Annotated in this window: 12 protein-coding genes; 4 read left to right on the top strand and 8 right to left on the bottom strand. The window is 58.3% G+C overall.

Annotated features, from left to right (window positions below):
• Positions 1-83 precede the first annotated feature (83 nt).
• From G7Y51_RS01960 to xerD, 7 genes are all read right to left on the bottom strand, one after another.
• The gene (locus G7Y51_RS01960) at positions 84-455 is read right to left on the bottom strand and encodes a transposase (RefSeq protein WP_165174733.1); all 372 of its coding nucleotides are present in this window, start codon (positions 453-455) and stop codon (positions 84-86) included.
• A 352-nt stretch (positions 456-807) separates the two neighbouring features.
• Positions 808-1,203 carry a DnaJ family domain-containing protein gene (locus G7Y51_RS01955; RefSeq protein WP_165065718.1) on the bottom strand — a complete coding sequence of 132 codons (396 nt, stop codon included), beginning with the start codon at positions 1,201-1,203 and terminating at the stop codon, positions 808-810.
• Positions 1,200-3,947, bottom strand: a complete 2,748-nt coding sequence (mutS, locus tag G7Y51_RS01950; protein WP_165174732.1) for a DNA mismatch repair protein MutS — start codon at positions 3,945-3,947, stop codon at positions 1,200-1,202. The genes G7Y51_RS01955 and mutS overlap by 4 nt, the downstream gene beginning before the upstream one ends.
• A gap of 121 nt (positions 3,948-4,068) precedes the next feature.
• Positions 4,069-4,524 carry a LapA family protein gene (locus G7Y51_RS01945; protein WP_165174731.1) on the bottom strand — a complete coding sequence of 152 codons (456 nt, stop codon included), beginning with the start codon at positions 4,522-4,524 and terminating at the stop codon, positions 4,069-4,071.
• Between the two features lie 168 nt (positions 4,525-4,692).
• On the bottom strand, positions 4,693-5,169 hold the full coding sequence (locus G7Y51_RS01940) for an HIT domain-containing protein (RefSeq protein WP_165174730.1): 477 nt from the start codon (positions 5,167-5,169) through the stop codon (positions 4,693-4,695).
• A 227-nt stretch (positions 5,170-5,396) separates the two neighbouring features.
• Entirely contained in the window at positions 5,397-8,063 is a 2,667-nt protein-coding gene (locus tag G7Y51_RS01935; RefSeq protein WP_165174729.1) for a CBS domain-containing protein, read from the bottom strand.
• A complete protein-coding gene (gene xerD, locus G7Y51_RS01930; RefSeq protein WP_165174728.1) occupies positions 8,060-8,983 on the bottom strand; it encodes a site-specific tyrosine recombinase XerD in 924 nt (307 codons plus the stop codon). The genes G7Y51_RS01935 and xerD overlap by 4 nt, the downstream gene beginning before the upstream one ends.
• A 199-nt stretch (positions 8,984-9,182) precedes the next feature.
• On the opposite strand from xerD, the gene folK reads away from it, so the two are divergent.
• Both folK and G7Y51_RS01920 read left to right on the top strand, forming a co-directional pair.
• Positions 9,183-9,692, top strand: a complete 510-nt coding sequence (gene folK / locus G7Y51_RS01925) for a 2-amino-4-hydroxy-6-hydroxymethyldihydropteridine diphosphokinase (RefSeq protein ID WP_165174746.1) — start codon at positions 9,183-9,185, stop codon at positions 9,690-9,692.
• Between the two features lie 134 nt (positions 9,693-9,826).
• A complete protein-coding gene (locus tag G7Y51_RS01920; RefSeq protein ID WP_165065736.1) occupies positions 9,827-10,120 on the top strand; it encodes a transcriptional regulator in 294 nt (97 codons plus the stop codon).
• A 32-nt stretch (positions 10,121-10,152) separates the two neighbouring features.
• Here G7Y51_RS01920 and G7Y51_RS01915 read toward each other — a convergent pair whose 3' ends face one another.
• Complete coding sequence (locus tag G7Y51_RS01915) at positions 10,153-11,475, bottom strand: M23 family metallopeptidase (RefSeq protein WP_165174727.1); 1,323 nt, start codon at positions 11,473-11,475, stop codon at positions 10,153-10,155.
• Between the two features lie 228 nt (positions 11,476-11,703).
• Here G7Y51_RS01915 and G7Y51_RS01910 point away from each other — a divergent pair, with 228 nt between their 5' ends.
• Positions 11,704-12,315 carry a protein-L-isoaspartate(D-aspartate) O-methyltransferase gene (locus G7Y51_RS01910; RefSeq protein WP_165174745.1) on the top strand — a complete coding sequence of 204 codons (612 nt, stop codon included), beginning with the start codon at positions 11,704-11,706 and terminating at the stop codon, positions 12,313-12,315.
• 42 nt (positions 12,316-12,357) lie between these two features.
• Entirely contained in the window at positions 12,358-13,272 is a 915-nt protein-coding gene (locus G7Y51_RS01905; RefSeq protein WP_165174726.1) for an Mrp/NBP35 family ATP-binding protein, read from the top strand.
• Positions 13,273-13,297 lie beyond the last annotated feature (25 nt).

Here is a 13,297-nt window from a genome sequence, read left to right as displayed (position 1 = left end):
TTTGGCACCGGTTTCATCAATAAATATCAATCTATTACATGAAGCTTTTTGCTGGAACAGTTTCCATTCCTCACGTTTCCTTCTTACATCTTCGCGTTCTTGTTCGCTGGCCTTGAGAGTTTTTTTTTATATTTGTAGCCAAGTTTAACAAGCAGACGGTGGATGGCAGCCAGGCAACATGATTTATTAAAATGCTCTTTAATTTCCTGAAGCGTCATATCAACATTTTTATCAAGAAGGGCTTGCAATTCCCGAATCTCCTCGCATGAGAAACAACTTGGGCGATGGCCATTGGGTTTGGCTGATAATCGTTGGTTTTCACGGTAAGCTCTGACCCAATTGCAGATGGTAGCCGGGGTATAACCTAAAATATTTGCCAATTGCCTGGCTGTTGCTTTTCCATCAAGATACGCATGAACAGCCTTGGTTCGGATTTCTTCAGATGCAAATTTCATCTCTGCAATCTAAACGATTTCTAAATAAAATAAAAGTCAAATTGCTCTAGAGCATTTTCAAAGAGAAAATGCTCTAGACGCTCTGGCAGGGCGAAGCCATGCCCACCCGCGAGCGTCAGCCGTTGGCGGCTGTCCACCTTACGGATGACGACAGCAGAGAGAGGCGCAGGCGCAATGCACTTGCGCCGTTACGCGCCGGAGCGAACGTTTCAGCGGCTGTTTTCCGTGAGCAAGCCCACTGTGCCGCAGCCGAGCAGCCTCACTTTCTGTTGCGGCGGGAAAAAATCACAAAGACGCCGGTTCACGGCTCGACTTTCAACAGCCTCCGGCATAAGCCTTCTCCGGGATGGCGCTATTTTTTCAGTCTGCCGATGCGCTCCAGCAAACGCGCGTAATAGGGGTCGTTTTCTTCCACATGGATGGGGCGCTGGTGACGCATTTGCGCCTGCATAATCATATAGCGCAGCTTTTGCATCTGCCGCACCCGTTCCTGTTCATTTTCGCATGCTTCCAGAAGATCCACAAGCCGGTTGAGTTCGCGGCGCTCGGCCAATTCGGGCGGAAGGCAGCCTGCATTGCGCAAAATTGTGTAGGCCATGCGCAGCTCTTCCGGCACATGGCTCATATCTTCCAGATGCAGAGGGCGACCCTGGCCCGGAAGATTTTCAAATTCACCCCTGGACTGCGCTTCTTCAATGCGTTTTTCCGCAATGAGCTGAATCACGGACCAGGGGTTGGCGTCGCTCATGCTTCTTCAGCCTCTTGCGGGACGGCCGACGCCGCTTCCGGCTTGGAAGCCCAGAGGCTCTTCCATTCGATCAGCAACTTGAGCGCGTCCAGGGGGCTTAACGTTTCGGGTGAGAGTTCGCGCAGCATCCGCACGAGCGGATGTTCCGCCGCAGGCGGCGCGGCCGCTGTTTCCGGCAGGTCCGCACGCCTGGCCGCTGTGTGCCCGGCATCCGGCAACGTCAGGCCCGGCAAGGGCATTGAGGCCACGGCCACAGCCTTGCGCGCGCCGTCGCGGCCCCGCTCCAGCCCGGCCAGAATGGCTCTGGCCCGCTGCACCACGGGCACGGGCACGCCGGCCAGCCGCGCCACTTCCACCCCGTAGCTGCGGTCCGAAGGGCCCGGCACCAGTTTGTGCAGGAACAAAATATCGTTGTTATATTCCCGGATGGCGATATTCATGGTGAAAACGCCGGGTATCCGGCCTTCCAGGGCCGTCAGCTCGTGATAATGGGTGGCAAAGAGGGTGCGCAGCTCGCCGCCCGCCCGTTGCGCCAGATCCTCCACCACGGCCCAGGCCAGGGCCACACCGTCATAGGTGCTTGTGCCGCGCCCAATCTCATCCAGAATCACCAGGCTGCGCCGTGTGGCCTGGCGGAGAATGCGCGCGGTTTCCATCATCTCAACCATGAAGGTGCTTTGCCCCTGAGCCAGGTTATCCGAGGCCCCCACGCGGGAGAACAAGCGATCCACCAGGCCCAGCCTGGCTTCGGCGGCCGGAACCATGGAACCCGCCTGGGCCAGCAGGCAAATGATCGCCACCTGGCGCAGCACCGTGGATTTGCCGGCCATATTGGGGCCGGTGAGCAGGCAGAGGCGGCGCTTGTGATCCAGGCGGAAACTGTTGGGCACAAAGTTGGCGCTGCCGAGCATGGCTTCCACAACCGGATGGCGTCCCTCCCGGATGTCCAGATCCGCATTGTCCGTGAGCTGCGGCCTGCACCAGTTGTTCCGGCGGCCCACTTCGGCAAGGCTTTGCCAGTAGTCGAGCTGAGCCACCAGATCCGCCATATGCACGATACGTTCGCGCTGTTTGGCCATATGCTCGCGCAAATCCTGAAAAAGCCTGTATTCAAGGCTTTTGCGCCGATCCGAGGCGGAAAGCAGTTCTTCCTCCAGATCTTTTAAGGCGGTGGTTGTAAAGCGCTCGGCATTGGCCAGCGTCTGCCGACGGATGAAATGCTCGGGCAGCGGCCCGGAATACGCGGCGCGCGTCACTTCATAATAATAGCCAAAGACGCGGTTATAGCCCAGTTTCAACTTGGCTATGCCGGTTCTTTTTTGTTCTTCTTCAAGCAGAGCCTGAAGTTTTTGTTCGCCATGCTCCACAAGATCCAGAAGCTTGTCCAGATCGGCATGATAGCCGCTTTTAAACAACCCTCCGTCGGTGATAACCGCGGGCGGGCTGTCAACCAGGGCGTTGCTCAGCAAGGTGGCGCAATCCTCAAGGTGATCCCAGGTCTTGACGATCTGGTAGAGGCTTTGCGGCAGTTCATGGCCCAACGCCTGAGCTTCCGTGGGATAGCTTGAATCCGTGCTTTTGAGCAAGGCGTCATGGACTTTGGGCAAGGCTCCCAGACTGTTGCGCAGAGCGATAAAATCGCGCGGCGTGGCGCGATTGAGACTGATTCTCGTGGAAAGGCGCTCCAAATCGTACACGCCCCGGAGGGCCTCCCGCAGGGCGGCGCGTCGATTGTCGTCGTCATGGAAAAAGGCCACGCATTCCTGAATGCGCTCAATGGGCGCGGCTTCCCGCCAGGGATGGCGGAGCATGTCTTCCAGAAAGCGGCCGCCCATGGGCGTCATCGTATCATCCAGGACATGCCGCAAGGTGCCCTTGCCCTTGCGCCCGTTAAGCCGGGTGAAGATCTCAAGGTTCCGTTCGGTCACCTCGTCGATCAGCAAACGGCGGCTCAGATCCAGCGGCCTGAAAGGCATGAGGTGATCCGGGTTGCGCTTCTGGGTCTGATCCAGATAGACCAGAAGTGCGCCGCACGCGCGCATTAATTCGGATTTGCCCTTCAGGCCAAGGGCTCCTGCCTCGCGCACGCCCTGGGCGCGGAGCACGCGTTCTGTGGCGCGTTTGAGATCAAAATGAGCGGCTGACATGTGCACAAGCCGCACGCCCTCAAGCAGGCAGCGCGGCGGCAGATCCAAACCTTCGGGGATCAGGAGCTCGCGCGGGGCCAGTTTCTGCGCCCATTGCCAGAGCTCGGTCTGACGTTTGAATTCCACGCCGGACCATTGCCCCGTTGAAATATCAGCCCAGGCAAAGCCGCCTCGGCCCTGGGCCGAATTATAGCAGAGCGCGCCAAGATAATTATGGCTTTTGGTGCTCAGGTTGGCGTCTTCCAGCACCGTCCCCGGCGTAATCACGCAAGTGACGGCGCGCTTGACCAGACCTTTGGCGGCTTTGGGGTCTTCCGTCTGGTCGCAGATGGCCACATGAAAGCCCCTGTCAATGAGCTGGGCCACATAACCTTGCACTGCGTGCCAGGGGACGCCGCACATGGGCACGGGGTTTTGGGAGTCCTTGCTGCGGCTGGTGAGAGCGATCTGCAATTCGCGCGCGGCGGTTACGGCATCGTCGAAAAAAAGCTCGTAAAAATCGCCCATCCGGTAAAAGAGCAGCGCATCAGGGTAATCAGCCTTGATGCGCATATACTGCTCAAACATGGGCGTCAGCTTGGCGGAAGTTTCAGGCATGACATTCCGGTGCGCTAAAGGTGAGAGCGCTCGTCAGAAATACACAATAATCTATTCTCGCTCTTCCGTAACCAAATACAGACGAGCGGCGCACCGATGGAAAACTGGAACTACGCGCGGATCAGGCCTTGTCGGGATCCGGGGCCAGCACATCCTCTGGCCTGGAAACAGAAGGCGTTTCAGGCTGCCTGATGGCCACGTTTTCCGTCGCGGCAGCTTCTGCCGGACGGATTTGCGTTTTACGCAAAAATGCGCTGCGGGAAGCTTCCTTGCCCAGATTTTTGTGCAACTTTTCCACCTCGCGCTCAAGGCTGCTGACGCGCCATTTACTCTTCATAAGCCGGGCTGAAAGGTTGACTTTATCCCAGACAAGAAAACAAAGCGAAAGCAGCGCGCCCACAAAAAATGCGGCAATTATCAGGAAATAGAAGGGCAGCGGTATGGAAGACATGGGCGGAATAAAGAAAAGGTTGAGCGTGAGCACCATGTCCTGAGAAAGCGCGCCCTGATTCTGGAAAAAGAAAACCAGGACCAGAAAGAGCAGGATGATGAGCAACAGCACCTTAAGATAACGCATAAAAAACTCCTCGGGCTACAAGCTTTCTGAAAACACTTGCGAGGCGTTCCTGAGAACCATGCCGCGTCCGTACAGTAACGATCAGCCATTGCGGATGAGAGGCGGCGATGCCGCCGTAATCCCCAGCCTTGTCAAAGGAAACGCCTGATTCGTTCCATGCGCCTCCGCTTACTTGAAGCGGGGCTTTAATGCCGCGTATGTCCGGCGGAGATGCTCCGGCATGGTGCGCACTTCGTCAAAAACAGCCATGAACGAAGAGTCGCCGTTCCATCGCGGCACAAGATGAAAATGCAAATGCTCACGAATCCCCGCGCCGGCAGCCTGCCCCTGATTGAGGCCGATATTGATGCCTTCACAGTGGAAGTGCTCTTTCAGAATAAGCGTACAGCGCTGGAGCAAATCCATTATTTCGTGGGTTTCAGTGCTGTCAAGATCCGCCAGAGCCATCACATGCCTGAAGGGGCAGACCATGATGTGCCCGTTATTATAGGGGAACTTGTTCATGATCACAAATGCCCGCGCTCCGCGATAGAGGACGAGGCGTTCCTCGTCTTCTTCGGTGCTCTCGGGCAGGCAAAAGACACAAGTGTCAGGTTTGGCCCCAAGGATATATTCAATGCGCCAAGGCGCCCAAAGCTGTTTCATAACCTCTTTAGTCTACACGGATTCTTGCCTGGGAGCAAGCAATGATTGGAATGTGGCGCAAAATCCTGTCGCCGGGGCGGCATCTGGTCTGCCCTCGGCAGAAGTACCGGGCGAGGGCGGCAAAATCCGGGCGGTTACGGCAAATGCGCGCGCGTCCCGTATACAGGGCCAGGCGCTCAGATTTCTCCCGACACTCGGACACGGCAGGGCGCACGGCCGGAGCCTGCTCAGGAAAATTCGCGAATCAGCTTGCGGGCCAGCTTGAGCTGGCTTTCCGCGGTAACGGCTTTGCCGTCCAGCTTGGCAGTGAGAGCGGCTTTCAGGATGCGGCCGACCAGCGGGCCCGGCTCAAGGCCGAGGCGAAGCAGATCCGCGCCGTTGATGTCGGCTTTTTCCCTGCGCCATTGCGTAATATAGCGGGAAAGATTTTTTTGCAGTCCCTGATCGGTGGCGTCGGCCATGCAGTACAGCAGACACTCCAGAGAGATGGGGCGCAGCAACTCGCACAACGCGCTGACCTTGGCGACGCCCACGTCATCCTTGCTTTGCCAATCCGTCAGTTTGGGGCGGATGGCGCGCATTCGCTCACGCTGCCCCAGGATTTCGGCCTTTTTTATCTCCGGCAGCCCCAGGCGGTCAAAATTGGCTGAGGTCTCCGCATAGTTCAGGCGCAGGTTGAGGCCGTAAAAATAGACCAGCCAGGCGTGCGCTCTTTCGTCAAAATAGAGCAGCCGGTACCAGGCGAGCATTTCCATAAGACGCCGGAGCAGGTTTTTTTTGTTGGGGGTAAGGGCAAGTTGGGGCGCGATGGCCTGGAGAATGCCCAAATCATCCAGGCGCGAGAAGCAGGCCACGGGATCGGCTTCCTCGCAGATATGGCGGTATTCGTTAAACAGGCGCGGCCGCGAAAGGCGATCCATGAGCTTGAGCGAGAGCACGTTCCTGATGAGCTTTTCCGTGCCCGCTCCGATCCTGAACTTATACCGCTGCTCAAAGCGGACGGCCCTGAGGCAGCGCGTCGGATCTTCCACAAAGCTCAACGTATGCAGGACTCTGATAGCCTTGTCTTTTATGTCTCGCTGCCCGCTGAAAAAATCCACCAGCAGGCCGAAAGGCGTGCTGTCCAGGCGCACGGCAAGGGCATTGATGGTAAAATCACGCCGGAAAAGATCCATTTTGATGGATGAAAGCTCCACCGTGGGCAAAGCGGCAGGATATTCATAATACTCCAGCCGGGCCGTGGCAACGTCAATGCGACATTCCTCCCCCCTGGCGTCATGATAAATCACCACTGACGTCAGAAATTTCGGGTGTTCGCGTATTCGGCCGTTGAGCTCCCGGGCCAGAGCCCGGGCCAGGGCCATGCCATTGCCCTCCACTACCAGATCAATGTCCTGGTTGGGCTTGTTCAAAAGAAGATCGCGCACGAATCCGCCCACGGCATAGACCGGCAAAGCCAGCTCTTTGCCCAGCCTTCCGGCCAGATGCAGCATCTGGCGGATTTCTGAAGGGAGGCGATCCTGGATGAATTTGCTGATGTTTCGCTCCCTGGCTCCCAGTCTGGCCCGATCCGCCAGCAAGCCGGGTTCATCGGCAAAAACATTAATCAGGTCCGTGCGCGTCACCACGCCCACGACCTTTTCCTTTTCCACAATGGGCACCAGTCGTTGACGCGAGCCCACAATCACGTCGGTAAGCTCCTTCAGGCTTGCTTCAGGCGGCAAGGTGAGGACGCTGCGCTGCATATAGTCGTCAACCGGCGATTCCCTCAGGCCGTGCGCGGCAGCCCGGGAAGCCGTCTGGGCATCCAAAAGCCCCGCGCAGGCGCGGCTTCCGGCCTTGAAGACAGGCACGGCCTTCAGCCCGAAATGGAGCATAAGCTCGTCCGCTTCATGTATGCTGGCTGTCGACTCTATGCCCACGGCGGGTGTGGACATATACTCGCGCGCGGTTTTGCCGGGGGAGGCCTGATCATACAGGCGGCGCACAATAACCTCGCGCACCTCGCTGATCGTCATGGATCGGACGGAAGCCGAAGCGGCGTAGGCATGGCCGCCGCCGCCCAGCTCGGCGCAGATTTCGCCCACGTTTATGGCGTTGCTGCGGCTGCGCGCCACGACTTGAATGCGATCTTCCATAATCCCGATGGCGAACAGCACCGGGAACTTTTCCATCTCCATGAGCCGGTGCGCGAGGTAGGCGAAATCACCCAGGTAATGCTCCATGGAAGCTTCGGCCAGAACCACCTGCGTATTGTTGACGGCATAGGCGCGCGACGACTCCAGCAGGCTGTTCAGAGCCTGGATGTGCAAGCTGGTCAGCTCTTGCGCGGCCAGATCGTTGATCCGGTTGACGTCCATGCCCTGCCTGAGCAGCCAGGCCGCGGCCTGAAAGTCCGTCGCCGTGGTGGAGGAATAGGTAAAAGACCCTGTATCGCCGTAGATGCCGAGACCAAGCAGGGTGGGCTCCTCGGCGTTGAGGCGGATGCCACGCGCCTGGAGGCTCAGCACCAATAAGCTGGTCACGGCCCCCACCTCGGCCAGATGGATTTCAGCGGCCTGAATGTCGTCGGGCGAGTCCGGGTGATGATCCCATATTTCCACGCGCACGTCGGGTCGATCCAGCAAGGGAGCCGCATGACGCACACGGGTGCGCTGACGTGTATCAACCAGGACCAGACAATCAAAATCCTCCCAGTGCAGATCCCCGGCTTCGACAAGATTATAGGCTGACTTGTCCAGGTTGGCATAGACTTTCTGCAGGCCGCGTTCCTGACTGCCGGGAAAGAGCAGAACGCAGGGAGCGTAAAGATGCCTGGCCGCAAGCATGGCGGCAAAGGCGTCAAAATCCGCATTGGCGTGGCAGGTGATCAGGGTAGACCCGGCGGCGTTCATACCCGGCTCCGGGGGTGAAACTGGCGATGCACGCCGCGCAGGCGTTCGGCCTGAACATGCGTATAGATTTCCGTTGCGCTGATGTCGGCATGGCCGAGCAGCAATTGCACGGCACGCAGGTCGGCGCCGCCTTCCAGAAGATGCGTGGCAAAGGAATGCCTGAACGTATGCGGCGAGATGGGCCGCCGGATGCCGGCCGCGAGCGCGTACTTTTTTACCATCTTCCAGACATACTGGCGGCTGAGAGCGCGGCCGGAGCGGTTGACGAAAAGCTGTTCGCCGCCGGGCGAGAAGGCCGGGCGCCAGTGGCGCAGATAGTCGGCAAGCAATTTTTGGATCATGTCGTGCAAAGGCACCAGACGTTCCTTTGCGCCCTTCCCGAAAACACGCACGAGGCCCCGCTGCAAATCAAGATCCCTGACGCACAGATTGCAAAGCTCGGAAACCCGCAGCCCGGCCGCGTAAAGCAATTCCAGCATGCAACGATCACGACGGCCGCTTTTGTCGTTCATATCGGGCAGGGCCAGGAGGCGTTCCATTTCTTCCCGGCTGAGCACTTCCGGCAAATAGTGCGGCAGCTTGGGATTTTCCAGCAAAAGCGCTGGATTCGCGCGCAGCGCCCCTTCCTCCACGGCAAAGCTGAAAAAAGCCCTCAACGCGGAAAGCCGCCGGGCCAGAGTGCGCCCGCTGTTGCGTCTGGCCCGCGACCAGGCAAGATAAAGAAATATTTCCTGCTCGTTCAGAACGCCGGAGGCGGATCCGCCTTGCGCCAATTCTTCCTGAAACAAAAAAAAACTTTCCAGATCCTGCCCATAGGATGCAACGCTGCGGGGTGAAAGCCCCCGCTGCGCCAGCAGGTAATCTTTCCAGGGCGCGAGCAGTCCGGCAAGTGGAGTGGATCCGGGTTTGATTTGCATCATTCCTGTATGCTAGCCGCCTTGGCGTGAGCGGGCAAGCCTTTTGCGAGGCAGGCAACGGCAAGATCCGCAAGAAAAAGAAACTTTTCAGCAGCCCGACGATAGGCTATGCTCAAACAATGCGTACAATCCTCAATAAAAACAGCCCCGGCCCCCGCCTTGCCGTCTGTAGCCGTAGTACTTTGCCGGAGTCGGCGTGAACATGGAACAAAACGTGAAAGCCTATGTGGGGCTCGGTTCCAACAGCCCGGACGCCGAAACCATGCTGAACAAGGCGCGCCGTCGCATTGCCGGGCTGCCTAGGTTGCGCCTCACTGCGGCTTCGCCTGTATACAGCACTGAGCCCCAGGGCTTTGCCGATCAGCCCTGGTTTTTGAATCAGGTTGTGGAGATCGTGCCCGAGGCATGCTGGCGGCCCCAAAGCCTGCTCGCGTCCCTGCTCCGGCTGGAAACGGAGATGGGGCGCGTGCGCAGCCCTGACCCGGCCATGCGCTACGGCCCGCGCGTCATTGACGCGGATCTGCTGCTCTATGGCGGGGAACGCCATGCCGATCCGCGTTGCGTGCTGCCGCACCCGCGCCTTACCCAACGCGCCTTTGTTCTTGTGCCCTTGCTGGATATTGCTCCGCAGATCCGTATTGACGGCCTTCCCGCAGCAAGCTGGCTGGCGCGCCTGACCTATCGGCTGGAAGGCCGCAGAATTTTTCAGTGACGCCGCAAGCCCTTCATGCTACATTCAGGGTTGGTCTGATGCCAAGCCAGTGAAACGGCAGCCGGAAAACGGCGCCTGGCGGGATCGTTGTCTTTGTTGACGGCCTGGGGCCGCAACGGCCAAAGGAGCAGAACATGTGGAAATGGCTTATTTTACTCCTGGCGATTTATGTGCTCTACCGACTTTTTGCCAATGACATTCTCAAAAAAAAACAAGCCAATAAAGAAGAGAGCGCGGCGGATCTGGAGCGGAAAGTAGCAGCCGGCGAAATGGTGAAAGATCCCGAATGCGGCGCTTATGTCTCGGTGGACGGCAATATTTCCGTGCGTGACGGCGACAAAACCTATCGCTTTTGCAGCTATGACTGCCGCGACAAATTTTTACAACGCCTGGAAGAGGGCGGCCGGGAGTTGCCGCCGCGCGAGTAGAGCATTTTGCTTTTGAAATTAGCTAAACCGCTCTAATTGGCAGACGCGTCAAGCCTGCCCGTGATATTGTCGCGAATCCATTTGGCATCGATCCATTCCAGGGGCGTCACCTCAATGCCGCCCACAAGCATGCCGAAATGCAGATGATCGCCAAAGGCCAGTCCGGTACTGCCTGTGCGCGCGATGATCTGCCTTTTTTTGACCACGTCGCCGGGGTTGACCAGTTGCTCGCTCAAATGGGAGTAGAGCGACATAAGCCCCAGGCCATGATCGATGACAATCAGATTGCCGTAAATGCCCAGGTCGCCCACGAAAACAACCCGGCCGCTGTTGGCGGCAGGGACTTCCGCATTGCGTACCGAAGCCAGGTCAAAGCCCAGATGGAAGGATTCGCCCACGAGCTTGCCCTGATAGTGAAAGAAGCGGTGATCCGCAAAGCCCGCCCGCGCGGCGGAGCGGGGCAAACGCTGGAACACGCCGTCCCAGAGCATGGCTGCGGCCGTATCCTGGCCTATTTCGCGCAAACGCTGCGCATTGCCCGCGCGCACCTGATTGTTAATGTATAAATAGCATTCCAGAGGATTTGCCGCATGGGGAGCAAGAGCACGCAGCTTGTTCTCCACAGTCTGGAGAAAGGCGTCACTCAGCTCCAGGTTGTCGCTTTTGAAGTTGCGCTCATAGGCCATGACCGTCAAACGGCTTTTGGTCACGTTCCCGGCCAGATCCGCAGCAGTGATTTCCACCGCGTTTTTGAAGTCCTTGGCCGTCATGGTATAGGGAAAGGGGAAAAAGCAAAGGTAGCTGCCGTCTTTTTGCAGAAAACCGGGCACAAAGTAGCCGGCCACAAGCACGCCGGAAGTGCTGACGTCCTCGTCAATGGCATAACGGATGACGGCGGAGCCGCCCCGACGCACATAGGGCGGCAGGGTTTTGACGGAAATGCGCGGGGGCTGGGTATCCAGCCGCATGGGCAGCTGCACCGTGCGCGTATTGCCCTGGCCGAAACCTGCCAAAGAGCCGTCCGTGGCGCGCACTTCCAGATCGAACGCGCCTTCGCGCAGATTGGCGTCTTTAAGCGGAACCTCCACCACGCGATCGGGCAGATATTCATCAAAATGCCGCTTGAAAATCACATTAACCACATTATTTTTCCGAATACCAACGGAAAGGGAGCGGATGCCGGAGGGATCGCTCATTCTGATCTGCAGGACGCTGGCAGGGGAGACTCTGCCGGTAGTGGGCGAAACCTGCACGGCCGGCCCGTCCATATCCTTGAAAAAGGTATATCCCCCCGCGACCAGGGCAGCGATGACCAGCAAACCTAACAAGCTGGAAAACATACTTTTTTTGCGCATTGAGGACTCCTTGTTCTCCGGCTCGAAAATGTTTGCATAAAGAGAAGCAATTTTCAAGGAAAAGTCTTGATATTTTCTTGACGAAAGCGGCAAGGCCGATTCCGGCGCATTGACTTGGCGATCAAAATCTGTTTTCTGTTCCACAGCATGCAGAACGGTAACGTATATACTCACGCCGCCCTGGCCCCGCAGACTTTTCAGGTGGACCCCAAAAGGCTGCGCCGCCGCATGGTGCGCGAGCAACTTGAGGCCAGGGGCATCAGCAACCCCGCGGTACTCTCGGCCATGGCGGCCGTGCCCCGGCACCTCTTCGTGCAGGAGGCTCTGCGGGCTCAGGCGTATGAAGACACCCCTTTGCCCATCGGCCACGGCCAGACCATCTCGCAACCGTATATAGTCGCCCTGATGACGGAACTGCTTGAAGTCAGGCGGGGCATGCGCGTGCTGGAAATCGGCACCGGTTCGGGCTATCAGGCGGCCGTGCTGGCCACTCTGGGCTGCACGGTCTTTACCGTGGAGCGATTGCGGGAACTCTATCAGAGCACCCGGACCCTCTTGCGGCAACTCGGCCTTCGGGGTATCCATATGCAACGGCACGACGGAACTCTGGGCATGCCTGACGCCGCGCCTTTCGAGCGGATTATCGTCACTGCGGGCGGGCCTGAGATTCCCCGTCCCCTTGTGGAGCAACTGGATGAGGGGGGCATTATGCTCATCCCCGTGGGGACGCGCCCGCGCACGCAGCGACTGCTGCGCCTGCGCAAAGAGCATGGGAACGTCCGCAGCGAGGATCTCGGTTCCGTCATTTTTGTTGACCTTGTGGGCGATCACGGCTGGTAAGCCGTGCGGCTGCAAACTTTTTCATACCAGCAAGGAGATCGTATGTCCTCCTGTTCCTCCTGTTCTTCCGCTGCCTCTTGCAAAAGCGCCCCGGGCAACGGCGGCGACGGCAACTGCACTGATCCCATGGCCCTGCAGGATCGGCTTATTGCCGCCACTCTGGGCAAGATTCGCCACAAGATTTTCGTCATGAGCGGCAAGGGCGGCGTGGGTAAAAGCTCGGTGACGGTCAATACCGCCGCGGCCCTGGCCCGGCGCGGCTTCAAGGTTGGCGTGCTGGACGTGGACATGCACGGCCCCAGCGTGCCCAACCTGCTGGGTCTTGCCGGCACGGTCGAACTGGACCAGGACGGCCGTCGAATGTTGCCTGCGGCGTACAATGAAAACTTGTCCGTCATTTCCATGGACTCGTTGCTGCAGGATAAGGATCAGGCCATACTCTGGCGCGGACCCAAAAAAACCGCCGCCATCCGCCAGTTTATGGCGGATGTGAATTGGGGCGAACTTGATTTTCTGTTCATCGATTCGCCCCCTGGAACCGGCGACGAGCATATGACCGTGGTGAAAAGCATTCCCGACGCCCTCTGCGTGGTGGTCACCACGCCGCAGGAGATTTCTCTGGCAGATGTGCGCAAGGCGGTGAATTTCCTGCAATATGCCAACGCCAATGTCCTGGGGGTGGTAGAGAATATGAGCGGCCTGGTCTGTCCGCACTGCGGGCAGGAAATCGATCTCTTCAAAAAAGGCGGCGGCGAGGAGCTGGCAAAGCGCTATGGGCTCACGTTTCTGGGGGCCGTGCCTTTGGATCCGGCCACTGTCGTAGCTGCGGATCGCGGGGTGCCCGTGGTCTACCTCGAGACTGACGGCCCTGCCAAAACGGCTTTTCTGACTCTGGCGGATGCTATTGCCAAAGCCGCGGACAGCAGCCTGGAATCCCTCGCCGGCTCGCATCGTTAGAGCGGTTTAGCTAATTTCATTAGCA

It is taken from the genome of Desulfovibrio sp. ZJ369, assembly GCF_011039085.1.
Lineage (GTDB): Bacteria > Desulfobacterota > Desulfovibrionia > Desulfovibrionales > Desulfovibrionaceae > Desulfovibrio.
Note: the sequence above shows the minus strand (reverse complement) of the source record. Positions and strands in the feature narration are given on the sequence as shown.